This window comes from Sandarakinorhabdus glacialis, assembly GCF_014643455.1.
Lineage (GTDB): Bacteria > Pseudomonadota > Alphaproteobacteria > Sphingomonadales > Sphingomonadaceae > Sandarakinorhabdus > Sandarakinorhabdus glacialis.
Map to the genome: position 1 here is coordinate 79,899 of NZ_BMJM01000008.1, position 24,250 is coordinate 104,148.

The following is a 24,250-nucleotide window of genomic DNA, read 5'->3' on the forward strand; positions in this document are numbered from 1 at the left end:
GGGCAACGCAGACCATGAGATCGACCCTGACTGCCGCGGCTGTCCTCACCCTGTTCGCCGCGCCCGCGCTCGCCGGCCCCGCCACCGAGTCCCGCCGCCTCCCCGGCCTCGCCGCCCCCGCCGAAATCATCGTCGATCGCTGGGGCATCTCGCACGTCTATGCCGCCAACACCCCCGACGCCTTCTTCCTGCAAGGCTATGCCGCCGCCCGCGACCGCCTCTGGCAGATCGACCTGTGGCGCAAGCGCGGTCTCGGCCGCCTCGCCGCCAGCTTCGGACCTACGTTCGTCGAACAGGACCGCGCCTCCCGCCTGTTCCTCTACCGCGGCGACATGGCCGCCGAATGGGCATCCTACCCGGCCGAGGCGCAGGCCTGGACCACCGCCTTCGCCGCCGGCATCAACGCCTTCATCACCGACACGGAAGGCTCCCGCCAGCCGCTCCCCCCCGAATTCACCGCCACCGCCTCGCGCCCCGAACGCTGGACCGCCGACGACATCGTCCGCATCCGCTCGAACGCGCTGGCCGCCAACATCCCCGCCGAAGTCGCCCGCGCGCAATCCCTCTGCGCCGGCGGCCTCCCCTACGAACCGCTGCGCCGCAAGCTCGAACCCGCCCACCAGATCATCGTGCCCAAGGGCGTCGACCCGTGCATCGTCACGCCCGACATCCTCAAGACCTACAACCTCGCCATCGCCGGCGTCAGCTTCGACAAGGGAACAGTCGTCGCGATTGCAGATTCCGATGGCGCCAACCCCGACGACGACACCCGCGAAGGCTCGAACAACTGGGTCATCGCCCCGGGCCGCAGCACCACCGGCCGCGCCATCCTCGCCAACGACCCCCACCGCGCCCACGGCATCCCGGGCCTGCGCTACCTCATCCACCTCGACGCCCCCGACCTCAAGATCGCCGGCGCCGGTGAGCCCGCGCTCCCCGGCATCAGCTTCGGCCACAACGAGGACATGGCCTGGGGACTGACGATCTTCGCCATGGACCAGCAGGACCTCATCGTCTCCAAACCCGGCGAGCCCGTCACCGCCATCACCGAAACCATCGACGTAAAGGACCAGAAACCCCGCGCCGCCGAACTGCTTTTCACCCGCGACGGCCCAGTCATCGCCGTCAACGCCGCCGGCAACCGCTTCGCCGTCCGCGCCACCTGGGACCGCCCCGGCGCGTCGGCCTATTTCAGTGCCGCCTGGCTGTTCCGCGCCAAGAACTGGACCGATTTCACCGCCGCCCGCGCGCACTGGGGCGCCCCACCGCTCAACCTCGTCTATGCCGACACCAAGGGCGACATCGGCTGGGCCGCCGCCGGTTTCGCCCCCGTCCGCACCGACGCCGACGGCCTGTCCCCCGTCGCCCCCGGCAGCAAATGGCACGGCCTGCTCGACCCCTCGTTGCTCCCCAGCCTGAAAAACCCCGCCAAGGGCTGGTTCGCCAGCGCCAACGAGATGAACCTGCCCGCCGGCTACCCTTCCGAAACCCGCCGCATCGCCTATGAATGGGCCGACCGCTCGCGCATCGACCGCATCGACAAGATCATCGGATCAAAGCCCAGGTTCAGCCTCGAAGACTCGATGGCGCTGCAGAACGACGAACATTCCACCCTCGCCCTGCGCGCCGTCGCGCTCCTGCGCGGCCTCAACAGCCAGGACCGCGACGAAGCCGCCGCCATCGCCCTCCTGCAAGGCTGGGACGGCCATCTCACCGCCGACAGCCCCGCCGCCGCGCTCTACGAAGTCTGGCTCGCCCGCCACCTCGGCACCGCCGCCGTCGCCGCACTGGTCCCCGCCGCCACCCGCCCGGCCTTCGCCCGGCCCGAATCCGCCGCGGTCATCTCCGTTCTCGAGCAGCCCGGCACCAACGCCGCCCCCATCCTCAAGACCTCGCTCGCCGCCGCTTGGGGCGAAACCCGCACCCTACTCGGCCCCGACCCCAAGAAATGGCAATGGGGCAACCTCCACGCCGCGCATTTCACCCCCGCCCTCGCTCTCCCCGGCCGCGCCGCCGACCAAGCCGCTGGCCCCCTCCCGCTCGGCGGCTCGGGCTCGACGCCTAAGGCCGCCAGCCACCGCGGCGCCACCGACAATTTCAACGTCGCCGCCGGCGCGTCGGTGCGCATGGTCCTCGACGTCGGCGCCTGGGACAATTCCCGCGTCATCAACACTCCCGGCCAATCCGGCAATGTCGACAGCCCGCACTACCGCGACCTCTTCCCGCTCTGGGCCGACGGCCGCTACGTCCCCATGCTCTGGACGAAAGCCGCGATCCTCCGCGAAGCCGAAACCATCATCAAGCTGACGCCGGCCTCCTAGCCGCCATCCCCCGCAACCGCCTGCCACACCCCGACAGCCACCGCCGCAGCCGTGTCCGCGCGCAGGATTCGCGGCCCCAGACTCACCGCCAGCGCCCCCGGCACCGCGCGGATCGCCTCGCGTTCCTCAACCGTGAATCCCCCCTCCGGCCCGATCAATATCCCCGCCGGTGCCCGCACCCCGGCGAACGCCGCCGCCATCGGCGCCCCGCCCGTTTCATCGGCAAAGATCAACACCCTCTCAGCCGGCCAGTCCTTGAGCAACGCAGCCAGCGCCACCGGCTCACTAACGTCAGGCAACGCCGTCCGCCCGCACTGCTCCGCCGCCTCGACCATATGCGCCCGCAACCGATCGAGGTTGAGCTTGTCCACGATCGTCCGCCGCGTCAGCACCGGCACGAACCTCGCCACCCCCAATTCGCACGCCTTCTCGGCCACCCAGTCGATCCGCCCCCGCTTCAAAGGCGCCGAGCACAGCCACAAATCCTGCACCACTTCCTGCGCCGCCGACTGCGCCACCATCTCGGCCACCACCGCCTTGCGCCCGACAGTCACCAGCCGCGCCGCCCACTCGCCATCCGCCCCGTTGAACAGCCGCACCACATCCCCCGGCTGCCGCCGCATCACCTGCGCCAGGTAATGCGATTGCGGCACCGGCAAGGTCACCACACCACCCGCCGCCAGCGGAACCTCCACATAAAGCCGCGGCGTTACAAGGAGGCTCTGGGTTGACAGATCGCTCGGCAATTCGCTCATGAGCCCGTGGCTAGCACAGCACCCTCCCCGCCGAAACCCGAGGCAACCCCCGACGCCCAGCCAAGCTGGATCGACGCCCTCCCGGCCCACATCCGCCCCTACGCCCGCCTCGCCCGCCTCGATCGCCCCGCCGGCAGCTGGCTGCTGTTCTGGCCCTGCGCCTGGGGCGTCGCCCTTGCCGATGGCCTTGTCGCCGACTGGGCGCTGATCCCGTGGTTTGCCATCGGCGCCATCGCCATGCGCGCCGCCGGCTGCGTCTGGAACGACATCGTCGACCGCGACCTCGATGCCCAGGTCGCCCGCACCCGCGACCGCCCGGTCGCCAGCGGTGCCATCCCGGTAAAACGCGCCCTCGCCTTCGCCATCCTGCTTGCCGGCATCGGGCTCCTCGTGCTCCTCCAACTCCGCCCCGCCGCCCAGCTCACCGCCCTCGCCAGCATCATCCTCGTCGCCGGCTACCCCTTCATGAAACGCATCACCTGGTGGCCGCAGGCCTGGCTCGGCCTCACCTTCAACTGGGGCGCGCTGGTCGGCTTCATCGCCGTCGCCGACCCCGCGCCGGCAATGCTCCTGCTCTACGCCGGCGGCATCGCCTGGACCCTTGGCTACGACACCATCTACGCCCTGCAGGACATCGAGGACGACGCCATGGCCGGCATAAAGTCCTCCGCCCGCGCGCTCGGCAAGAACGCCCGCGCCGGCGTCGCCGTCTTCTACGCCGCCGCCGTGATCCTCTGGGCCATCGCCTTCTACTTGGTCCGCGAAGACCCTCTCGCCCTGCTCGCCCTCGTCCCCATCGCCCTCCACTTCGGCTGGCAAATCCACCGCCTGTCCGACCAGTCCCCCCAAAACGCCCTCACCCTGTTCCGCAGCAACCGCAGCGCCGGCCTCCTAATCTTCGCCGCCTGCGCCGCCATCGGCCTGACAGCCATACATTAACCCGTGTCATGCCAGCGACGGCTGGCATCCAGCTTCGCCACAAAGCAAAGCCCTCACAAAAAAACGCCGAACCAACCTGTCACGCGCCCTCCCCCACATCACCCCAACCCGAACTGTCATCCCGGGCTCGACCCGGGACCCAGTTTCTCCCCCCTCCCCCAAGAAAAACCACCCCCCCCAACCCCGCCCCCGATGACATCCAGCCCCCGACCGCTTAAGTCTCCTCCATGCTCACAGTCCCCCAGGCCCTCGACCGTCTCGATTCCGCCCTCGCCGCCGCCAAAGCCGCCGGCGCCGACAGCGCCGACGCCATGTACGTCGGCGACGGCTCGACCAGCGTCTCCGTCCGCCTCGGCAAGCTCGAGGACATCGGCCGCAGCGAAGGCGAGGAAGTCGGCATCCGCGTCTTCATCGGCCACCAATCCGCCAGCGTCTCGTCGTCGGACCTCACCCCCCAGGCCCTCGCCATCGCCGCCGAGCGCGCCGTCGCCATGGCCCGCCTCGCCCCCGAGGACGAATGGGCCGGCCTCGCCCCCGCCGATCGCCTGCTGACGACGCTGCCGCAGGATCTCGATATCGACGATGGCCAGGATCCCAGCGCCGAACTGCTCCGCGACATGGCAATGGCCGCCGAGGACGCCGCCCGCGCCATCCCCGGCGTCACCAATTCCGAAGGCGGCGGCGCCTCGGCCGGCCGCGCCGTCACCGCGCTCGCCACCTCGACCGGCTTTCGCGGCGGCAAGCGCTCGACCAGCTATGGCTCGTCGGCGAGCGTCCTCGCCGGCGCCGGCGGCGATATGCAGCGCGACTATGCCTGGCATTCGGCGCGCCATTTTTCCGATCTCGAGGCTCCCGCCACCATCGGCACCCGCGCCGGCGAACGCGCCATCCGCCGCCTGAACCCGATCAAGCTCGAAACCGCGCCGATGCCGATCATCTTCGACCCGCGCATCGGCTCGTCGCTCGTCGGCCACCTCATCGGCGCCATCACCGGCAGCGCCATCACCCGCGGCACCAGCTTTTTGAAGGACGCGCTCGGCACCCAGGTCTTCGACAGCGCCATCACAATCACCGACGACCCGCACCGCCCGCGCGGGCTCCGCTCGCGCAGCTTCGACGGCGAGGGCCTGCCCACAAACCGCAGCGCCATCATCGAAAACGGCATGCTCACCAACTGGCTGCTCGACGCCGCCAGCGCCCGCCAACTCGGCCTGCAACCGACAGGCCACGCCGCCCGCGGCACCTCGGGCCCCCCCGGCGCCGGCGCCAGCAACCTCCATCTCGAAGCCGGCACCGACACCCCCGCCGCCCTCATGGCTGGCATCAAGCGCGGCTTTTACGTCACCGAGCTGATCGGCATGGGCGTCAACGGCCTCACCGGCGACTACAGCCGCGGCGCCTCGGGCTTCCTCATCGAGGACGGCGAGATCAGCGTCGCCGTCGCCGAAGTCACCATCGCCGGCAACCTCATCAGCATGTTCAAGGTCATGGTCCCCGCCAACGACCTCAGCTTCCGCCACGCCGTCAACGTACCCACCATCCGCATCGATGGAATGACGGTAGCCGGTGCCTAACGGCAGCCACCCCACCCCTACCCCGTCACCCCGGCTCTTTCTGCCGTCACTCCGGCTCTTTCTGCCGTCACCCCGGCGAAGGCCGGGGCCCATCTCCCGCACGCACCGGAAAACGCCCCCCTCCCCCACAGCCACAACCTGACCCGCCAATGCCCCCCCGCCGCCTAGAATCCGACCTCTCCGTCGCCATCCGCGCCGCGCACGCCGCCGGCGAACTCGCCCTCCGCCATTTCCACGCCAAATCCGAATGGTGGGACAAATCCCCCGGCAACCCCGTTGGCGTCGCCGACCTCGAGTGCGATTCCTACCTCAAGGACCGCCTGCTCGGCGCCCGCCCCGAAGACGGCTGGCTATCCGAAGAAACCGCCGACACCGCCGACCGCCTCTCCCGTCACCGCCTCTGGGTCGTCGACCCCATCGACGGCACCCGCGATTTCATCCGCGGCCGCACCGGCTGGGCCGTCTCCGTCGCCCTCGTCGAAAACGGCGAAGTCACCATCGCCGCGCTCTTCGCCCCCGCGCGCCAGCAATTGTTTGCCGCCATCAAAGGCCGCGGCGCCCAGTGCAACGGCAAGCGCCTCCATGTCAGCGACCTCACCACGATCGAAGGCATCCGCCTGCCCATCGACGCCGTGAACCTCACCGCCAGCTTCTGGCCCGAACCCTGGCCCGGCACCGCCACCGAAAAACCCAACAGCCTGGCGCTGCGCATGGCCAAGGTCGCATCGAACGAAGCCGACGCCTGGATGGAGGGCCGCACCATCGCCGAATGGGACGTCGCCGCCTCCGCCCTCATCCTCACCGAAGCCGGCGGCACCGTCACCGACCGCACCGGGCAACCGCTGACCTTCAACAAGCCCGATCCGGTCTTCCACGGCATCGCCGCCGCCACGCCGGCTCTCCACGCCGTCGTCCGCGACCGCCTCGACTATGCCCTCAAGTCGCTTGCGGCGGTGCGACGGGGGACAACCCCAACCGCCTGATCTCGATCTTCGGGCAGCGATCCATCACCACCTTCAACCCCGCCGCTTCGGCCTTCGCCGCCGCCGCTTCGTTGACAACGCCCAACTGCATCCACACCGCCTTCGCCCCCACCGCGATCGCCGCATCGACGACCTCATCGACCGCCTCCGACCGCCGAAACACATCGACGATATCGATCGGCTCACCGATCTGGCTCAGTTCCCGCCACACATATTCGCCCAGCACATGCTCGCCGGTAATCTGCGGATTGACCGGCATCACCCGATAACCCTGGCCCTGCAAAAATTCCATGACCCCATAGGAAGCCCGATCCGGCCGATCCGAAGCCCCCACCATCGCAATCGTCCGCGCCCCACCAAGCAAATCGCGGATCTCGTCATCTGTGCTCAACGGCATAAAAACGCTCCCTCTCTCCAAACTGTCATACCAGCGAAGGCTGGTATCCAGTCGTCCCGCCAAGCACCGCCCGCCGCCGCCTCACCCAAAACAGGATGCCAGCCTACACCGGCACGACACTATCCGGAAAATTCAACCGCAACCAATCCTCGACACCCAACCCCTCTCCAAACAACGTCGGCCAAAGATCGTTCCACTCCGGGTTAGCCGCCTCGATCAGTCTCAACTTCCAAGCCCGTTGCCACGCCTTGATCGCCTTCTCCCGCCCGATCGCCGTCGGCACATCCCCATGCGCCTCATACCAGACCAGCATCTTCACCCCATATTGCCTGGTGAACCCGGCCAGCACCCCCTCCCGATGTTCATGCACCCGCCGCGCAATATCGTTCGTCACCCCCACATACAGTGTCCCATTCCGCTGGCTCGCCATGATGTAAACATACCCTTGCCGCACCACGCCCCCCCTATCTCCACTGTCATGCCAGCGAAGGCTGGCATCCAGCCTCCCCGCCAAGCAAGCACTTCGAAACTACGGTCGACCTGTCATGCCAAGCCACCCCTACAACCCGACACTCCCCGCCACAGCCCGCGCCACTCCCGCAAAAACCTCAGCCTGCGCCCCCTCCCCAGGCCGCCCCGCATCCGAAGCCAGCCGCAGCGCAATATCCAGCGGCACCCGCCCCAAAAACGCCACCCCCATCGCCTTCGCCTCGGCCTCAGCCCCGCCATGCCCGAACGGCTCGCTCGCCTCGCCGCAATGCGGGCACAGATACCCGCTCATGTTCTCGATAATCCCCAGCACCGGCACATTGACCTCGCCGAACATCGCCGTCGCCCGCCGCGCATCGATCAGCGCAAGATCCTGCGGCGTCGACACGATCACCGCGCCATCGGGCTTCAATTTCTGCGCCAGCGTCAACTGGATATCCCCCGTCCCCGGCGGCATATCCACCACCAGCACGTCGAGCACCCCCCAGTCGGCCTTCTCGACCATCTGCACCAGCGCCGACGACGCCATCGGCCCACGCCAGATGATCGCCTTCTTCGGATCGGTCATCATCCCCATCGACAGCGCCTTGATCCCGTGCGCCGCCGCCGGCTGCAACCGCCCGTCCGACAACGCCGCCCGCCCCTCGATCCCCAGCAATGTCGGAACCGATGGCCCATAGATATCCGCATCGAGCAGCCCCACCGCCAGCCCCTGCCGCGCCAAAGCCACCGCCAGGTTCACCGCCACCGTCGACTTGCCGACCCCGCCCTTGCCGCTCGCCACGGCGATCAGTTTCCGTATCCCCGGCACCGCCGATTGCGTCGGCGCCGGCGCGCCCTCGCCACTCGCCCGATCCGCCGTCAGAATTATCCGCACCTGCGCCACGCCGGCGACCCGCCCCACGGCAACCTCGACCGCCGCCTGCAACCGCTCCGCCGCCGCCTTGTCGAGCCCATCCACCGCCAGCACCAAGCCCACCGTGCCGTCGTTTTTCACAACGATTCCAGCCGTCCGCCCCACCGCCACGATATCGCGCCCCGCCTCCAAAGGGTCTGCAACCGCCGACAGCGCCGCCGTCACGTCATCCTTCACGCTCATTCGAATGCTTCCCGAAATGGTCGCGGGCGGCAGCGACAATCGTGCGCCCTCGCAATCCATGATTACGGAACGTATATAGCGTGGGCGTGTACGATGACGAGACCTGGAAACCGGATGCCCTGGCAAAACAACAATGATGGCGGACCTTGGGGCGATGCACCCAAAAACGGCGGCGGCGCCGGTGGTTCCGGCGGCGGCGGCGGCGGCGGCGGCGGCGGCGGCAATGGTGGCGGCTCTGGCGGCCCACCCCGCAACCCTTGGGGCGAAGGCCCACCCAAAAAGCCGAACGGCCCACGCCCGACAGGCAACAAGGATTTCGACGACATCATCCGCCGCGGCCAGGAAAAACTCCGGCAGTTCGGCCCTAATAACAACAACAGTGTCGGTGGCCTGAACCCGCTCGGCGGCCGCAAATGGCTATGGATCGCCGGCGCCATCCTCGCTGCCTGGATCATCTTCACCAGCTTCTACCGCGTCGATGCACAGGAACGCGGCGTCGTGCTGCGCTTCGGCCGCTTCGTCGAAACCACCGGCCCGGGCCTCCAGTTCAAGCTGCCCTTCCCCATCGATACCGTCGTCCTGCGCAAGGTCGAGCAGATCAATTCGGTCGATATCGGCGCCACCGAGGGCGCCGCCGAAAACCTGATGCTCACCGGTGACCAGAACATCATCAACCTCGCCTATGCCGTGCGCTGGAAGATCAAGAACGTCGAAAACTTCCTGTTCACCCTCGCCGAGCCCGAGCAGACCGTCCGCGAAGTCGGCGAATCCGCCATGCGCGCCGAAATCTCCAAGGCGACGCTCAACGACGCCATCGGTCCCCAGCGCGCCCAGATCGCCGAGCAGGTCCGCGAGCGCATGCAGGAAGTCCTCGACTCCTACCGCTCGGGCATCGAAGTCCGCGGCGTCGACATCAAGCAGGCCGATCCGCCCGCCATGGTCGATGATGCCTTCAAGGACGTCTCCGCAGCGCAGCAGGACGCCCAGCAATACCTCAACCAGTCGCGGACCTATTCGCAGCAGCTGCTCGCCAGCGCGCAGGGTGCCGCCGCGGCCTTCGACGCCGTCTATACCCAGTACAAGCTGGCCCCCGAAGTCACCCGCAAGCGGATGTATTTCGAAACCATGGAAAGCGTCCTCGCCAAGGTCGACAAGACCGTCATCGAGGCCGGCGGCGTCCAGGCCTATCTGCCGCTTCCCGAACTGCGCCGCCGCGCTGGCGCCGCAGCCCCCACGCCCGAGGCTGCCGCCAGCGGCAGCGCCTCGGGCAAGTCCGGACAATAAGGCATGACTTTGTTCCGCAACCCCATCGCCTGGGCCGTTCTCGCCTTCGCCGCCGTCGTCGTCCTCATGGGCACGTTCTACACGGTCCATGAAACCCGGCAGGTCGTCGTCCTGCGCCTCGGCAAGCCCGAGCGCATCGTCAACGCCTACAACCCCAACGCTGCCTTCGGCACGTCGGGCGCCGGCCTCGTCGCCAAGGTGCCGTTCATCGAAACCGCCACTTTCGTCGACAAGCGCGTGCTCAACCTCGACATGGAACAGCAGACGGTGCTCACCACCGACCAGCTGCGCCTCGTCGTCGATGCCTTCGCCCGCTTCCGCATCACCGATCCGCTGCGCATGGTGCAGACGGTGGGTACGGAGGCCAACGCCGCCGACGCCCTCAAGCGCATTCTCGCCTCCAAGATGCGCAACGAGCTCGGCAAGCAGCCGTTCGCCTCGCTGCTCAGCCCCGAACGCACCGAGATGATGGAGGAGATCCAGACGACGGTGAACCGTCAGGCCCGCCAGTACGGCGCCGAGATCATCGACGTCCGCATCAAGCGCGCCGACCTGCCCAGCGGCACGCCGCTCGAATCCGCTTTCCTGCGGATGCGTTCGGCGCGCCAGCAGGAGGCTGCGACCATTCGCGCTCAGGGCCTAAAGCAAGCCCAGCTGGTCCGCGCCAAGGCCGACGCCGAAGCCGCCAACACCTATGCCGCGAGCTTTGGCCAGGACCCTGAATTCTTTGCCTTTTACCGGGCAATGCAGGCTTATCGCACGACCTTTACCGACGACAGCTCGACCGTCGTGCTGTCATCGAACAATGAATTCCTCCGCGAATTCGAAGGCCGGCGCGGCAATCGTTGATGAATTACGGGCGGCAATGGGCGCCGCCCGTACATCATTCAGCAAAGCCGGGTCCGTATCGTTCATCGCGCGTTAGTATCGAAAGAGCCATTTGAGCGACATTATCGGTGCCATCTTGTTTCCGGGACCTGCCCGGGCCAGGCTGGCACCACAAATCATAGCCCCGGTCCAGACCTGAAAGGTTCGCCCAATCGTGCGTATCGTCCGCAGCCTCCTCTCCGCCGCCGCCCTGCTCGGGGGCGCCGCCGCCGTTTTGGCGCCTGCCTTCGCCCAGACCACCGCGCCCGTCGTCGCCGGCCAGCCCGCTCAGAACGCGACCCCGCCCGCCGCGCCGATCGCGCCTCCCGGCGGCGCCCCGCGCAGCTTCGCCGATCTCACCAGCCGGCTATCGCCCGCCGTCGTCAACGTCTCGACCACCCAAAAGGTCGAAGTCGGCAAGCTGCGCGGCGGCGCGCCATCGTCGCCGCTCGAGGAACTCTTCCGCCGCTTCCAGGAGCAGCAAGGCGATGCCGGCGAGCCCGTCACGCGCGAAGCGACCTCGCTCGGCTCGGGCTTCATCATCGATCCCGCCGGCTATATCGTCACCAACAACCACGTCATCTCGGCCGGCGAGGGTGCCGGCAAGGACGCCGTCGACACCATCACCGTCACGCTTTCGGATCGCCGCGAATACAAGGCCAAGGTCATCGGCCGCGACGCGCTGACCGACATGGCGCTGCTCAAGATCGAGGGCACCAACCTGCCCTTCGTGAAGTTCGGCAACTCCAAGGACGTCCGCGTCGGTGACTGGGCGATCGCCATCGGCAACCCCTTCGGCCTCGGCGGCACCGTCACTGCCGGCATCGTTTCCGCCCTCCACCGCAACATCGGTTCGGGCCAGTACGACCGCTACATTCAGACCGACGCCTCGATCAACCAAGGCAACTCGGGTGGCCCGCTGTTCGATCTCGATGGCAACGTCATCGGCATCAACACCGCGATCTTCTCGCCCACCGGCGGCAACGTCGGCCTAGGCTTCTCGATCCCGGCCGAACTCGCCTTTCCGGTCATCCAGCAACTCCGCGCCACCGGCACCGTCAAGCGCGGCTACCTCGGCGTCGGCATCCAGCCCTTGACCACCGACATCGCAGCCGGTCTCGGCCTGCCCAAGGATCGCGGCGAAATCGTCGCCTCGATCGAGGCCTCGGGCCCCGCCGCGCGCGCCGGCATCAAGCAGGGCGATGTGATCGTCAAGATCAACAACGCCGACGTCACCTATGACAACACCCTGTCGTACGTCGTCGCCAACACGCCGATCGGCGCCAATGTGCCGATCGAGCTGATCCGCGACGGCCAACGCCGCACCATTAACGCCGTCATCGCCCAGCGCCCGGCCGAATCGATCGTCCAGGCGCGCGCCGGCCTCAAGTCCGAAGGCGACGAAGCCACCGACACCAAGGCCCCCGGCGCCGAATCCGCCAAGCAGAGCCTCGGCATCACCCTGCAGCCGCTGACCGCCGAACTGCGCCAGCAGCTCCGCATCACCGATGCCGTCAAGGGCGTCGTCATCGCCGGCATCACGCCGGGCAGCGACGCCGCGACCAACGGACTCCAGCGCGGCGACATCATCCTGCAGATCAACCAGCGCCCGACGGTAACCCCCGCCGAAGCCGCCGCCGCCGTCGACCTCGCCCGCAAGGCCGGCCGCGACACCGTTCTCCTCCTCGTCCAGCGCGGCGCCCTCCCCCCCCGCTACGTCGGCATCAAACTTAACACCGACAAAAAATGACCCCTTGCCCTCCCCCTAGAGGGGGGAGGTCGAGAGACGCCTCTTGGCGGCCCGGGTGGGGGTGTCCCCCTCCCCAGCACAAGCAAAATCCCTCTCCCCTCGCGGGAGAGGGAGACTCGCCGCTTCGGCGAGCGGGGTGAGGGGCAGGCTCTTCCCGAAGTAAGTCACCCCGCCCAACTCCGATTGAGCCCCCCCAAAAAACCCGCTATCCCCCTCCCCACACCAGGGGACCCGCGCAAATGGCCGACAGCATCTTCATCGGAAAAGGCGAGGACTCCCCCCAGGCCCTCGTCCTCAAGCGAGCCAACCGCCACGGGCTCATCGCCGGCGCCACCGGCACCGGAAAAACCGTCACCCTGCAAACCCTCGCCGAAGGCTTCAGCCGCGAAGGCGTCCCCGTCTTCCTCTCCGACGTAAAGGGCGACATCGCCGGCATGGCGATGAAGGGCTCCGATGCCGCCGCCTGGACCGGGCAACGCGCCGCTGAAATCGGCATCACCGACTATGACTATGCCGCCAACCCCGTGGTCTTCTGGGACCTGTTCGGCGAGCAAGGCCACCCCATCCGCGCCACCATCTCCGAACTTGGGCCGCTGCTCCTCGCCCGCCTGATGGGCCTCAACGAAACCCAGGAAGGCGTGCTCAGCATCGCCTTCAAATACGCCGACGACCTCGGGCTCCTGCTCCTCGATCTCAAGGACCTGCAATCCATGCTGTCCTTCTGCGCCGACAACGCCGCCGAGCTCAGCACCAGATACGGCAATGTCTCCAAGGCCAGCGTCGGCAGCATCCAGCGCCAGCTGCTCCAGCTCGACACCCAAGGCGGCGCCTATTTCTTCGCCGAACCCGCCCTCGACATCACCGATTTCATCAAGACCGACGCCCAAGGCCGCGGCCAGGTCAACGTCCTCGCCGCCGACCGCCTGATGCAGAGCCCACGCCTCTACGCCACCTTCCTGCTCTGGCTGCTTTCCGAACTCTTCGAGACCCTCCCCGAAATCGGCGACCCCGAAAAACCCAAATTGGTGTTCTTCTTCGACGAAGCCCACCTCCTGTTCGACGAAGCCCCCGACGCGCTGATGGACAAGATCGAGCAGGTCGTCCGCCTCGTCCGTTCCAAGGGCGTCGGCGTTTATTTCATCAGCCAGAACCCCATCGACATCCCCGAAAAGATCGCCGGCCAACTCGGCAACCGCGTCCAGCACGCGCTGCGCGCCTTCACCCCGCGCGACCAGCGCGCCATCAAGGCAGCGTCCGAAACCTTCCGCGCCAACCCGAAACTCGATCTCGTCACCGCCATCACCGAACTGAAAGTCGGCGAGGCCCTGGTCTCGCTGCTGATGGCCGACGGCGCCCCGACCCCCGTCGAACGCACCATGATCGCCCCGCCCCGCAGCCGCGTCGGCCCGCTGACGAAAGACGAGCGCGCCACCCTCATCAACGCCTCGCCCTTCGCCGGCAAATACGACGACGCCGTCGATCGCGAATCCGCCTATGAAAAGCTCCTGACCCGCGCCGCCGACACCGCCGCCCGCACCGAAGCCGAAAAAGCCGCCGCCCTCCAGGCCAAGCTCGACGAACGCGCCGCCGTAGAAGCCGACAAGGCCGCCGTCGCCGCCGCCAAGCTCGCCGCCCGCGAAAGCGCCGCCGCCGCCCGCGTCGCCGCCCGCCCCCAGCCCAAAAGCTTCACCGAAAAAATGATCGAATCCACGGCGCGATCCGCCGCCACCAGCGTCGGCCGCCAACTCGGCGGCAGCTTCGGCTCGAAACTCCTCCGCGGCCTCCTCGGCAGCCTGATGAAGTAAAAACTCCCCTCCCTTCTTCAAGGGAGGGGCTGGGGGTGGGTGAGTCTTCTCTTACGTCCCCCCTCCCTACTTCTAGGGAGGGGTCGGGGGCGGGTCCTTACTTACTTCTCACCCAGAATCAGCCAATCCTGACCTCAGCCACAGCTGCATTCCGCGTCCCCGCCGGCGCATCCATCAACTCGCGCACAAACGCCCCCTTGTTGACCGTCGGCGTCTTGGTATCCCCGGCATTCGACCGGATCGAAGGATCATTCGCCCCAGCCCCAGCTTTATCAAGCAGCTGCTGCTCGGCTGGCGACTTCGGCGGCACCTTCACGCCCGGCCCGAACAACGCTTCCATCGCCGAGCTCTGCGAATCCTGCCCGATCGCCCGCGGCGCACCCGGCTTGGGCGGCGTCAGCGCAAAATCCTGCGGCACCACCAGCGGCGCGCTGCGCCCGATGGCGAGTTCGTCGGGCCCCTTGCGATCGGTCATGCTGGTCTTGCCGCACGCCGCCAATGCCATCGCGGCGCCGCAAATGATGAGAAGATTACGCATGACCCATTCCTTTCGGCGCCGTCAGCGCCCTCACCAGCAACAATAGCACACCTGCGGTGATCGCCGCATCTGCAACATTGAACACCCAGAAACTCCGCTCCCCCCAGAAGAAGTGCAGGAAATCCACGACATAACCGAACCGCACCCGGTCGACGATATTGCCCAGCGCGCCGCCCAGCACCAACCCGAGCGCCAGCACATCCGGGCGTTGTTTCTCGCGCACGATCCACACCGCCACCGCGCCGGCGATCGCCGCCGTCACCGCCACCAGCAGCCACCGCCCAAGGTCCGAATTGGCGCGAAACAGCCCCATCGAAACGCCGACATTGCCAACGAACGTCAGCCGAAAGAACGGCAACACCTCGACAGAGCCCCGCTCGGGCAACAGCACGACACGCAGGATCCAGTATTTGCTCAGCTGGTCGAGAAGAAATACGAGCGCCGCCACGCCAAATCCGAAAGCCTTCACTGAACCCCTCTCCCCCTCGGGGAGAGGGAGGGGCCCGCGCGCTTCTTCAGCGTGTAGGATGGTAAGGATACTTCAACCATTAACAACACTCGCACACCGCCCACAAAGCCCGGTCTCCACCACAACGTCCGGCAAATGCCGCCAGCACCGCGCGCATTTCTCATCGCCCACCGGCCCGACACTCACCCCGACGCTGCCAGACTTCCGCACCGTCACTCGTCCGACGATCAGCATCTCGGCCAGATCCGCAGTCGACAGTTCGACAAACAGATCCTCGTCGGCGACCTCGATATCGACCCCCGCTTCGAGGAAACTTCCAATCGTCTTGTCCCGTCGCAGCGCCTCGAGCCGCAGATACACATCGTCGCGCACCACCCGCAGCCGCGCGATCCGCCCGGCCAGCGCCTCGTCGCGCCACCCGGCCTCCACCGCCGGCCATTCAAGCAAATGCACCGACCCGCCTTCCGGAAACCGCGTCCCCCAGACCTCCTCGCCGGTAAACACCAGTACCGGCGCCAACCACCGCGTCAACACATGGAACAGCGTATCGAGCACCGTCCGATACGCCCGCCGCTTGGCATCCCCCGCCGCATCGCAATACAGCGAATCCTTCCTCACATCGAACACGAACGCCGACAGATCATTGTTCACGAACGTCGAGATCGCCGTCACATACCCCGAAAAATCGAAATCCCCGACGCGCGCCCGCAGTTCGACATCCAATTCCGCCAACCGATGCAAAACCCAGCGCTCCAGCTCAGGCATCTCCGCCGCCGCCACCCGCTCGGCCTCGTCAAACCCATCCAATGCCCCCAGCAAATATCGGAACGTATTCCGCAACTTGCGATACTGGTCCGCCACGCCTTTCAGGATCTCATCACCGATCCGGTGGTCCTCGGTCGTATCGCTCGTCGCCGTCCACAACCGCACGATATCGGCGCCATAATCCTTCATCAGGATCGCCGGATCGGTCGTATTGCCCAATGATTTCGACTGTTTGAACCCCTTGGCATCGAGCGTCATGCCATGCGTCAGCACCGCCTTGTAAGGCGCCCGCCCCCGCGTCCCGCAACTCTCGAGCAACGACGACTGGAACCACCCCCGATGCTGGTCCGACCCTTCGAGGTACAAATCCGCCGGCCAGCTCAAATCCGGCCACCGCCCACTCTCGAGCACGAACGCATGCGTACACCCACTGTCGAACCAAACATCGAGAATATCGGTAACCCGCTCATAATCCGCAGCATTATAGTCATTGCCGAGCAGCCCCTGCGCCGCTTCCTCGGTCCAGGCATCGACCCCGCGCTCGGCCACCGCCGCCACGATCCGCGCATTCACCGCCGCATCGTTCAAATAAGCGCCGCTTTTCCGATCGACAAACAACGTGATCGGCACCCCCCACGCCCGCTGGCGCGAGATCACCCAATCCGGCCGCCCGGCAACCATCGACCCCAACCGGTTACGCCCCTTCTCCGGAATAAACCGCGTGTCCGCAATCGCCGCCACCGCCGTCTCGCGCAGCGTCAGCCCCTCCCGCATCGGCGAGTCCTCGGCATCGTTGACCGCGCCGCCCTCGCTCTCCCAGCGTTGCTCGGCAATCGATCGCGCATCCATCGGAATGAACCACTGCGGCGTGCAGCGAAAAATCACCTTCTTCTTCGACCGCCAGCTATGCGGATAACTATGCGCATACGGCGACGCCGCCAGCAGCGCCCCCGCATCCCGCAACGCCGAGCAAATCGCGCCCTGAGGGTTGTTCAACTTGTCGCTGATGACATTGCCCATGCCCAACAACCATAGCCAATCCGGCCGATCGGTCCGATACGTGCCATCCCCCTCGACCGCAAAAACCGGCTCGATCCCATGCGCCTTGCACAGGATGAAATCATCCTCGCCGTGATCCGGCGCCATATGCACCAACCCCGTCCCCGCATCGGTGGTAACGAAATCCCCAGCCAGAAACGGCCGCGGCCGGGCAAAGAACCCGCCCAGATGATGCAGCGGATGCCGCGCCACAGTCGCGGCCAATTCGGCGCCCAAGCCGCGCCAGATCACCCCCCCCTCGTCATCCCGGCGAAGGCCGGGATCCAGCGTCGCCGCGAGCTCCGCCCCACCGGTCGCATCACCCACGACGCCGAACCGCGAAAACGCCGCAGCCTGCAACGCCGCCGCCACGAGCACCCGCTGCTCGCCAAACGCGATCAACACATATTCAATCTCCGGCCCATAAGCCAAAGCCTGGTTCACCGGGATTGTCCACGGCGTCGTCGTCCAGATCACCGCCACCGCGCCAACCAGCGCCGCCACCGACGAAGCCACAATCTCGAACCCGACATCGATCTGCGTCGAGACAATATCCGCATATTCAACCTCGGCCTCAGCCAGAGCCGTCTTCTCCACCGGCGACCACATCACCGGCTTCGCCCCGCGATAAAGCTGCCCCGAAGCCGCAAACTTCAGCAACTCGGTAACAATCACCGCCTCCGAAGAGAAATCCATCGTCAGATACGGCTTGTCCCATTCGCCGCCGATGCCCAGCCGCTTGAACTGCTCGCGCTGCACATCGACCCACTTCTGCGCATAGGCCCGGCATTCCGCCCGAAATTCCGCAACCGGCACTTCGTCCTTGTTGCGCTTGTGCTTCCTGTATTCCTCCTCGACCTTCCACTCGATCGGCAGGCCATGGCAGTCCCAACCCGGCACAAACGGCACATCCTTGCCCAGCAGGCTCTGCGTCCGAATGACCAGGTCTTTCAACGTCTTCTGCATCGCATGGCCGATATGAATATCGCCGTTCGCATAGGGCGGCCCATCATGCAGGATGAACTTCTCGCGGCCCCGACGCGCCGCGCGCAGCTGCCCATAGGCATCGTCCGCCTGCCACTTCGCCAGGATGCGCGGCTCCTTCTCGGGCAGCCCCGCCTTCATGGGAAAATTCGTCCTCGGCAAAAAGACGGTCGCGCGATAATCTGGAAGGGTCATGGTCAACGCCGTCTAAAGGTTAGCGCCCTAGTTTTCTACCCCTCTCCCGCTTGCGGGAGAGGCGAGAGACGGCGCAGCCGGCCCGGGTGAGGGTGTTCTTGCTACCCCGCCAAAACCCCCCGAGCCATCTCCCCATCCGCCGCAATCTGCGCCTTCAGCGCCTCCAACCCATCCAGCTTCATCTCAGGCCGCAAATAAGCCACCAACTCCACATCCAGAACCTTGCCATAAAGGTCCCCCGACCAATCCAGCAACCACGTCTCCAGCAACTCCACTACGGGCGTAATCATCGGCCGAATCCCCAAATTCGCCACCCCCTTCACCCGCTTGCCCCCCGGCAACACCACCCAAACCGCATAAACCCCGTAAGCCGGCCGCTGATAATCCCCCAACCGCATGTTCGCCGTCGGAAACCCGAGCGTCCGCCCCAGCTTCGCCCCATGCTCGACCACCCCGCGCACCGTGAACGGGCGCGTCAGCAACCCCGCCGCCCCCACCGGATCCCCCGCGCGCAGCAAAGCCCGCACCCGCGACGACGAGATCACCCCCTCGCCATCGACCACCGGCGCCACCACTTCCGCCGAAAACCCATGCACCGCGCCCAGCTCGGCCATCTGCTCGGTCGTCCCGCTACGCCCGCGCCCAAAGGTAAAGTCCCCTCCGGTCACCACGCCCGAAACGCCCAGCCGCCGCACCAGCCACTGCACGACGAATTCCTCCGCCGACAGCGCCGCCAGTTCGCGCGTGAACGGCACCATCACCACCGCATCCACGCCGAAATCGGCAAACAAATCCATCCGCTGCGGCACCGTCGTCAACGCAAACGGCGACAATTCGGGCTTGAACACCCGCGCCGGATGCGGGTCGAAACTCGCCACCAAGGCCGGCACCTCACGCGCGCGCGCCAATGCCAGCGCCCGGCCGACAACCGCCTGGTGCCCGGCATGAAAGCCATCAAAATTGCCCAGCGCGGCCACACCGCCCCGCGCCATTTGCGGCACGGCCGCTCCGCCTGTTACTCGATCCATGATTTCGCTTAGCCTTGCAGCCCCGACCCGCCAAGCGGTTTGGCCGCCATCCCCGCCCCAAGCAGCCGCACCGCATTGCCGCCCATCGCCTTGGCGATGTCGCCCGGCGCCATGCCCGCCGCGACCAGCGCGCTCGTCACCGCATCGATATGCGCCGCATCGAACCCCGTCGTCACCGCCCCGTCGAAGTCCGATCCCAGCCCGACATGGTCCACACCCGCCACCGCCACCGCGTGCAAAATCGCCTTCGCCGTCGCCGCCGGAGTCGCCGCACAAACCGCCGCATCCCAGTACCCGATGCCGATCATCCCGCCATTCGCCGCCAGCGCCCGCAACTGGTCGTCGGTCAAATTGCGCGGCGTATCGCACGTGCCCTTCACCCCGCCATGACTGACCACCACCGGCCGCGTCGCCATCGCCAGCACATCGGCAAACGTCGCCGCACTCGCATGCGCCAGATCGACGATCATCCCTCGCGACTCCATCGCCAGCACGACTTCACGCCCGAGCGGCGTCAACCCGCCCTTTTTCACACCATGCATCGAGCCACCGACATCATTGTCGAAGAAATGCGCCAGCCCGATCATCCGGAACCCGGCATCGTACAGCCGCGCCAGGTTGCCGACGTCGCCTTCGAGGTTCTGTGCCCCCTCGACCGAAAGCATCGCCCCGGTCACCTTCCTGCCCGCCGCCCGATCGGCCAGCAAAACCTGCAAATCCCCACCCGACCGAATGATCCGCAACCGCCCATCCGATGCCTTTTCCGCCGCCAGCAGCTTCTCCGCATGATACAGCGACCGCTCGAGCAAAGACCCCCACGTCCCCACCGGCTGCAACTGCGCCACCGTCAACGCGGTAATATTGTCGGTATCCCCCGAATTGCTCTCGTAATTCTGCCCCTTGGGCGTCTTCGTCACACTCGAGAATATCTGCAGCGCGACATTGCCCGCTTCCAGCCGCGGCAAATCCACCTGCCCGACACTCGAAGCCTCATCGAGATGCCGCTTCCACAACAGCGTATCGGCATGAAGATCAACGATGACCAGCTGCTTGTGGAGCGCCTTCGCCGCATCCGAGACCGGCCACACGCCGCTCCCCTCGATCCTGTTCATCGACTGCTCGACGAACCGCGGCGCAAACACGAAAAACGCCCCCGGCACCAGGATCAGCAGCACCGCCACCGGCACCACCACCCGCTTCATCGCCCGGCTCATCGGCATCAAAAAATCCTTTCCCTCCCCCTAGAGGGGGGAGGCGAGAGACGCGTCTTCGCGGCCCGGGTGGGGGTGTCCCTCTCCCCGAACAAGCCCCTATCGCCTCACCAACGTAACAAAAGCAAACCCCGGCCGTCCCGCGCTCGCCGCATGCGCCTCCCGCGCCACCTCCCGCCACCGGCTTTCCGAAAACGCCGGCAGCACAACGTCCCCCTCGAAATCCGCATCCACCTCGGTCAGCTCGATCCGCGTCGCACCCGGCAGCGCCTCGGCATAAACCTGCGCCCCGCCGATCACCATGATCCCATCCGCCCGCGCCCGCGGATCGAGCCCCGCCGCCGCCACCGCCTCGGCAAGGTTCGCCGCAACCGTCACCCCGTCGGCCCGCCACCCGGCATCGCGCGTCAACACGATATTCTGCCGCCCGGGCAACGGTTTCCCGATCGATTCGAAGGTCTTGCGTCCCATGATTACGGGCTTGCCGACGGTCATCCGCTTGAACCGCCGCAGGTCCTCCGGCAAATGCCACGGCATCGCGCCATCCTTGCCGATCACCCCATTGCGCGCCCGCGCCACCACCAGCACCAATTCCACTATTTGTCTCCGCGCAACTGTGTTTCCCCGCTCATGCCAAGCACAGTCGAGGCACGCACCCAATCACCCTCAAACCGCCACCGGCGCCGCAATCGCCGGATGCGGATCATACCCCGTCACCACAAAATCCTCGATCGCGTAACCGAACATATCCTCCGGCCGCCGCACGATTTCCAGCCGCGGAAAGTCCTGCGGCGCCCGCGACAGTTGCTCGGTGACCAGGTGCTCATGGTTCAAATACAAATGACAATCCGCCCCCATCCAGGTAATTTCACCCGGCAGCAGATCGCATTGCTGCGCCAGCATCCGCAACAACAGCGCTGCTTCGAAAATGTTGAAGGCAAATCCCAGCCCGAGGTCACACGATCGCTGATACAGAATCCCTGACAAAGTGTTTCCGCTAACGAAATATTGATACATCATATGGCAGGGTGGCAAGGCCATCTGGTCGAGTTCGGCGACGTTCCAGCCCGTGAATATATGGCGACGACTGTAGGGGTTATTCTTCAAGCCATGAACAAGCGCGGCGATCTGGTCGATGCCATTGGCGTCACGCGTAAATCGTCCGTCCTCGCCCTCGACATACTGCGGCCAATGCCGCCACTGCGCCCCATAGACCGGCCCCAGATCGCCCCACTGCCCGGCGAAATCATCGTCGGCCAGTATCCGCGCCTCGAACGCCGCCCGATCGAGCCCGCTGCCGGTCTCGCTGTTGAACCGCGCCAACGGCCAGTCGGTCCAGATATGCACCCCCTGCGCCACCAGCTTGCGAATATTGCGGTCGCCGCTCAGGAACCAGATCATCTCGCGCACCGCAGTCTTCCAGAACACGCGCTTCGTCGTCAGGATCGGCACCGTCCCGTCCGACAGATCGAATTTCATCGTCTCGCCGAACAGCGCCCGCGTCCCGGTCCCGGTCCGATCGCCGCGCTCCACCCCGCCCTCCCAAACCCGGCGGACAAGATCGAGATACTGGCTTTCGGCGGTGCGCATGAACTTCTATCGCCCGGGCGCTCTCCGTCGTCACTCTTATATTCTTGGCCGTCTCCCCATTTTAGTTCGTCACCCCGGCGAAGGCCGGGGCCCATCTCCCGCCCGCCCCACCAGGCAACCAGCCTCACGCGCCCCCATCACTCCGCAAAATCTCCCTTCTGAACAGTGGAAGATTCCGGCCCAATCCTCCTCGCCTTCTGGCACATTTCGCTGCGCGAACTCCTGTTCGTCATCGCCCTCGGCGTCACTTTGTCCGGACTCGACGACCTGTTCATCGACGCCGTCTATTTCACCCGCACCCTCTGGCGCCGCCTGACGATCTACACCCGCCACGACCGCGCCAGCGCCGAATCGCTGCGCCGCTTCGATCCCGGCCCGATCGCCATCTTCATCCCGGCCTGGGACGAGGCCGCCGTCATCGGCGCCATGCTGCGCTTTTCGCTCACCCACCTCGACTACGACCGCTACCGCATCTTCGTCGGGCTCTATCCCAACGACCCCGAGGGCCGCGCCGCGGTCGCGGCGGTGGGCGATCACCGCGTCCAGGCCGTGCTCTGCCGCCGCCCTGGCCCGACGACAAAGGCCGATTGTCTCAACCGCCTCTGGCACGCCATGCTCGCCCGCGAGGCACTGGTCGGCGAACGCTACAAGGCCGTCGTCCTCCACGACGCCGAAGACGTCATCCACCCGCAGGAGCTGTGGATCTACGACGCCCTCATCCCGCGCCTCGCCATGGTGCAGCTGCCGGTGCTCCCCCTCCCCGATACCGGCTCGCGCTGGATCAGCGGGCATTACGCCGATGAATTCGCCGAAAACCACACCAAGGACATGGTCGTCCGCGAGGCGCTCGGTGCCGCCGTGCCCTCCGCCGGCGTCGCCTGTGCCATCGATCGCGCCGCCCTCGGCATGATCGCCGATCGCGCCGGCGCCGATGCCGCCAGCCACGACAGCACCGGTTACGACAGGCCCGGCCCCTTCAACGCCGCCAGCCTGACCGAGGATTACGAGCTCGGCTACCGCATCAAGGCGCTCGGCGGCCGCGGCGCCCTCGTCCGCCTGCGCAGCGGCGACGAACCCGTCGTCGTCGCCACCCGCGAGCATTTCCCGGATAATTTCGACGCCGCGCTGCGCCAGAAATCGCGCTGGCTGGTTGGCATCGCGCTGTCGGGCTGGGATCGCATCGGCTGGCCCGGCGGTCTCGCCGACCGTTACCTGCTGCTCCGCGATCGCAAGTCACTGCTCGCCGCGTTGCTGACCCTGCTCGCCTATCTCGCCGCCGTCATGGTCCTGATCGATATCTGGCTTCGCCAGGCTTATCCGATGGCCGCCGCGCTGCCGCCGCTTGCCGGTCGCCTCGTCACCGCGATGCTCTGGTTCAACGCCGCGCTGCTGGCGTGGCGCCTGCTCATGCGCGCCGCCTTCACCGCGCACGCCTATGGCCCGATCGAGGGCATCCGCGCCATCCCGCGTGCGCTGACCAGCAACGTCATCAACGCTGCCGCCGCCTGGTCCGCCGCCCGTCGCTATCATGCGATCGTCCGCGGCAACCGTGCCCAGACCTGGGACAAGACCGAGCACCGCTTTCCGCCCTATGACCCGCGGACCCCACCAACGTCGCAATGACCAGCCCGTCGCCCGCCACCGCCGTCATCATCACCGGACGCCCGCTGCGTGCCCTGGCGCTGCTCGGCCTCGCCCTCGGCGTCGGCCTGATGCTCCGCCTGCCGATCCTGCAACGCGACCTCGCCGCCATCAGCGCCCGCCTCGGCGCTGCCGGCGACGTGATCTTCCGCCCGATCCTCGCACCCTTCACCGCCGAAATCACCGCCCCGATCATCCTCGCCGGCACCGTCGCCATCCTCATCCCCGCCCGCATACCGGCAACAATCCACCCAACGCCGGTCCCCGGGGCAAAACCGCCCCGCCAAAGCCCGGAACCTGCTCCCGGCGCGATCGAAAACCACCCGGAAATCCCCCAGATCGCCACCCGAGCCGCCGATCCGGTCACTGATCCCGACTACGCCGCCCAGGCCTTGCCAGCCTCGCCGCCGGCGACCGCCGCGCCGCCGTCCGCCTTTTCGACCAGGCTCTCGCCAGCAACGACCCGCGCCGCCCGCAATGGCAACGACAGCGCGATCGCCTGACCCGGCAATGGTCGGGCCAGGCCTA

21 protein-coding genes are annotated in these 24,250 nt (G+C 66.8%); 10 read left to right on the plus strand and 11 right to left on the minus strand.

The genetic code is table 11. From position 1 onward, the window contains the following. Positions 1 to 14 precede the first annotated feature (14 nt). Positions 15 to 2,321 (plus strand): penicillin acylase family protein, encoded by a 2,307-nt coding sequence (locus tag IEW98_RS11810; protein WP_188763163.1) that lies wholly within the window; start codon positions 15 to 17, stop codon positions 2,319 to 2,321. Here the strand turns inward: IEW98_RS11810 and IEW98_RS11815 are convergent. Beyond that, positions 2,318 to 3,076 (minus strand): 16S rRNA (uracil(1498)-N(3))-methyltransferase, encoded by a 759-nt coding sequence (locus IEW98_RS11815; RefSeq protein ID WP_188763164.1) that lies wholly within the window; start codon positions 3,074 to 3,076, stop codon positions 2,318 to 2,320. The genes IEW98_RS11810 and IEW98_RS11815 overlap by 4 nt on opposite strands. A 6-nt stretch (positions 3,077 to 3,082) precedes the next feature. On the opposite strand from IEW98_RS11815, the gene ubiA reads away from it, so the two are divergent. The 3 genes from ubiA (at position 3,083) to IEW98_RS11830 (ending at position 6,572) form a co-directional block, all read left to right on the plus strand. After that, a complete protein-coding gene (gene ubiA / locus IEW98_RS11820; protein WP_188763165.1) occupies positions 3,083 to 4,015 on the plus strand; it encodes a 4-hydroxybenzoate octaprenyltransferase in 933 nt (310 codons plus the stop codon). A 227-nt stretch (positions 4,016 to 4,242) separates the two neighbouring features. Further along, on the plus strand, positions 4,243 to 5,589 hold the full coding sequence (locus tag IEW98_RS11825) for a TldD/PmbA family protein (protein WP_188763166.1): 1,347 nt from the start codon (positions 4,243 to 4,245) through the stop codon (positions 5,587 to 5,589). A gap of 149 nt (positions 5,590 to 5,738) precedes the next feature. Next, positions 5,739 to 6,572: an inositol monophosphatase family protein gene (locus IEW98_RS11830; protein ID WP_188763167.1), complete on the plus strand. Its 834-nt coding sequence runs from the start codon at positions 5,739 to 5,741 to the stop codon at positions 6,570 to 6,572. On the opposite strand, the gene IEW98_RS11835 is transcribed toward IEW98_RS11830, so the two are convergent. The 3 genes from IEW98_RS11835 to IEW98_RS11845 form a co-directional block, all read right to left on the minus strand. Next, on the minus strand, positions 6,526 to 6,969 hold the full coding sequence (locus IEW98_RS11835; RefSeq protein ID WP_188763168.1) for a CoA-binding protein: 444 nt from the start codon (positions 6,967 to 6,969) through the stop codon (positions 6,526 to 6,528). The genes IEW98_RS11830 and IEW98_RS11835 overlap by 47 nt on opposite strands. A gap of 103 nt (positions 6,970 to 7,072) precedes the next feature. Then, the gene (locus IEW98_RS11840; RefSeq protein ID WP_207792565.1) at positions 7,073 to 7,426 is read right to left on the minus strand and encodes a GIY-YIG nuclease family protein; all 354 of its coding nucleotides are present in this window, start codon (positions 7,424 to 7,426) and stop codon (positions 7,073 to 7,075) included. Between the two features lie 102 nt (positions 7,427 to 7,528). Beyond that, a complete protein-coding gene (locus IEW98_RS11845; RefSeq protein WP_188763170.1) occupies positions 7,529 to 8,557 on the minus strand; it encodes an Mrp/NBP35 family ATP-binding protein in 1,029 nt (342 codons plus the stop codon). Between the two features lie 114 nt (positions 8,558 to 8,671). Between IEW98_RS11845 and hflK the strand changes: the two genes are divergently transcribed. From hflK to IEW98_RS11865, 4 genes are all read left to right on the plus strand, one after another. Next, positions 8,672 to 9,841: an FtsH protease activity modulator HflK gene (gene hflK, locus IEW98_RS11850; RefSeq protein WP_188763171.1), complete on the plus strand. Its 1,170-nt coding sequence runs from the start codon at positions 8,672 to 8,674 to the stop codon at positions 9,839 to 9,841. 3 nt (positions 9,842 to 9,844) lie between these two features. After that, positions 9,845 to 10,690, plus strand: coding sequence for a protease modulator HflC (hflC, locus tag IEW98_RS11855; protein WP_188763172.1), 846 nt, complete (start codon positions 9,845 to 9,847; stop codon positions 10,688 to 10,690). A 193-nt stretch (positions 10,691 to 10,883) separates the two neighbouring features. After that, entirely contained in the window at positions 10,884 to 12,458 is a 1,575-nt protein-coding gene (locus IEW98_RS11860) for a Do family serine endopeptidase (RefSeq protein ID WP_188763173.1), read from the plus strand. 239 nt (positions 12,459 to 12,697) lie between these two features. Then, a complete protein-coding gene (locus tag IEW98_RS11865; protein WP_188763174.1) occupies positions 12,698 to 14,263 on the plus strand; it encodes a helicase HerA-like domain-containing protein in 1,566 nt (521 codons plus the stop codon). A 118-nt stretch (positions 14,264 to 14,381) separates the two neighbouring features. On the opposite strand, the gene IEW98_RS11870 is transcribed toward IEW98_RS11865, so the two are convergent. From IEW98_RS11870 to thyA, 7 genes are all read right to left on the minus strand, one after another. Beyond that, positions 14,382 to 14,801: a DUF3035 domain-containing protein gene (locus IEW98_RS11870; RefSeq protein WP_188763175.1), complete on the minus strand. Its 420-nt coding sequence runs from the start codon at positions 14,799 to 14,801 to the stop codon at positions 14,382 to 14,384. After that, positions 14,794 to 15,270, minus strand: a complete 477-nt coding sequence (gene lspA, locus IEW98_RS11875) for a signal peptidase II (RefSeq protein ID WP_188763176.1) — start codon at positions 15,268 to 15,270, stop codon at positions 14,794 to 14,796. Before lspA ends, IEW98_RS11870 begins: the two co-directional genes overlap by 8 nt. A gap of 72 nt (positions 15,271 to 15,342) precedes the next feature. Further along, positions 15,343 to 18,252 (minus strand): isoleucine--tRNA ligase, encoded by a 2,910-nt coding sequence (gene ileS, locus IEW98_RS11880; protein ID WP_188763177.1) that lies wholly within the window; start codon positions 18,250 to 18,252, stop codon positions 15,343 to 15,345. Between the two features lie 101 nt (positions 18,253 to 18,353). After that, a complete protein-coding gene (locus IEW98_RS11885) occupies positions 18,354 to 19,280 on the minus strand; it encodes a bifunctional riboflavin kinase/FAD synthetase (RefSeq protein ID WP_188763178.1) in 927 nt (308 codons plus the stop codon). Between the two features lie 8 nt (positions 19,281 to 19,288). Further along, the gene (locus tag IEW98_RS11890; protein WP_188763228.1) at positions 19,289 to 20,482 is read right to left on the minus strand and encodes a dipeptidase; all 1,194 of its coding nucleotides are present in this window, start codon (positions 20,480 to 20,482) and stop codon (positions 19,289 to 19,291) included. 108 nt (positions 20,483 to 20,590) lie between these two features. Continuing rightward, positions 20,591 to 21,091, minus strand: a complete 501-nt coding sequence (locus IEW98_RS11895; RefSeq protein WP_188763229.1) for a dihydrofolate reductase — start codon at positions 21,089 to 21,091, stop codon at positions 20,591 to 20,593. A 66-nt stretch (positions 21,092 to 21,157) separates the two neighbouring features. Then, entirely contained in the window at positions 21,158 to 22,081 is a 924-nt protein-coding gene (thyA, locus tag IEW98_RS11900) for a thymidylate synthase (protein WP_188763179.1), read from the minus strand. 165 nt (positions 22,082 to 22,246) lie between these two features. Between thyA and IEW98_RS11905 the strand changes: the two genes are divergently transcribed. After that, positions 22,247 to 23,704: a glycosyl transferase family protein gene (locus IEW98_RS11905; protein ID WP_243450730.1), complete on the plus strand. Its 1,458-nt coding sequence runs from the start codon at positions 22,247 to 22,249 to the stop codon at positions 23,702 to 23,704. Then, positions 23,701 to 24,225, plus strand: a complete 525-nt coding sequence (locus IEW98_RS11910) for a hypothetical protein (RefSeq protein ID WP_188763180.1) — start codon at positions 23,701 to 23,703, stop codon at positions 24,223 to 24,225. The genes IEW98_RS11905 and IEW98_RS11910 overlap by 4 nt, the downstream gene beginning before the upstream one ends. Positions 24,226 to 24,250 lie beyond the last annotated feature (25 nt).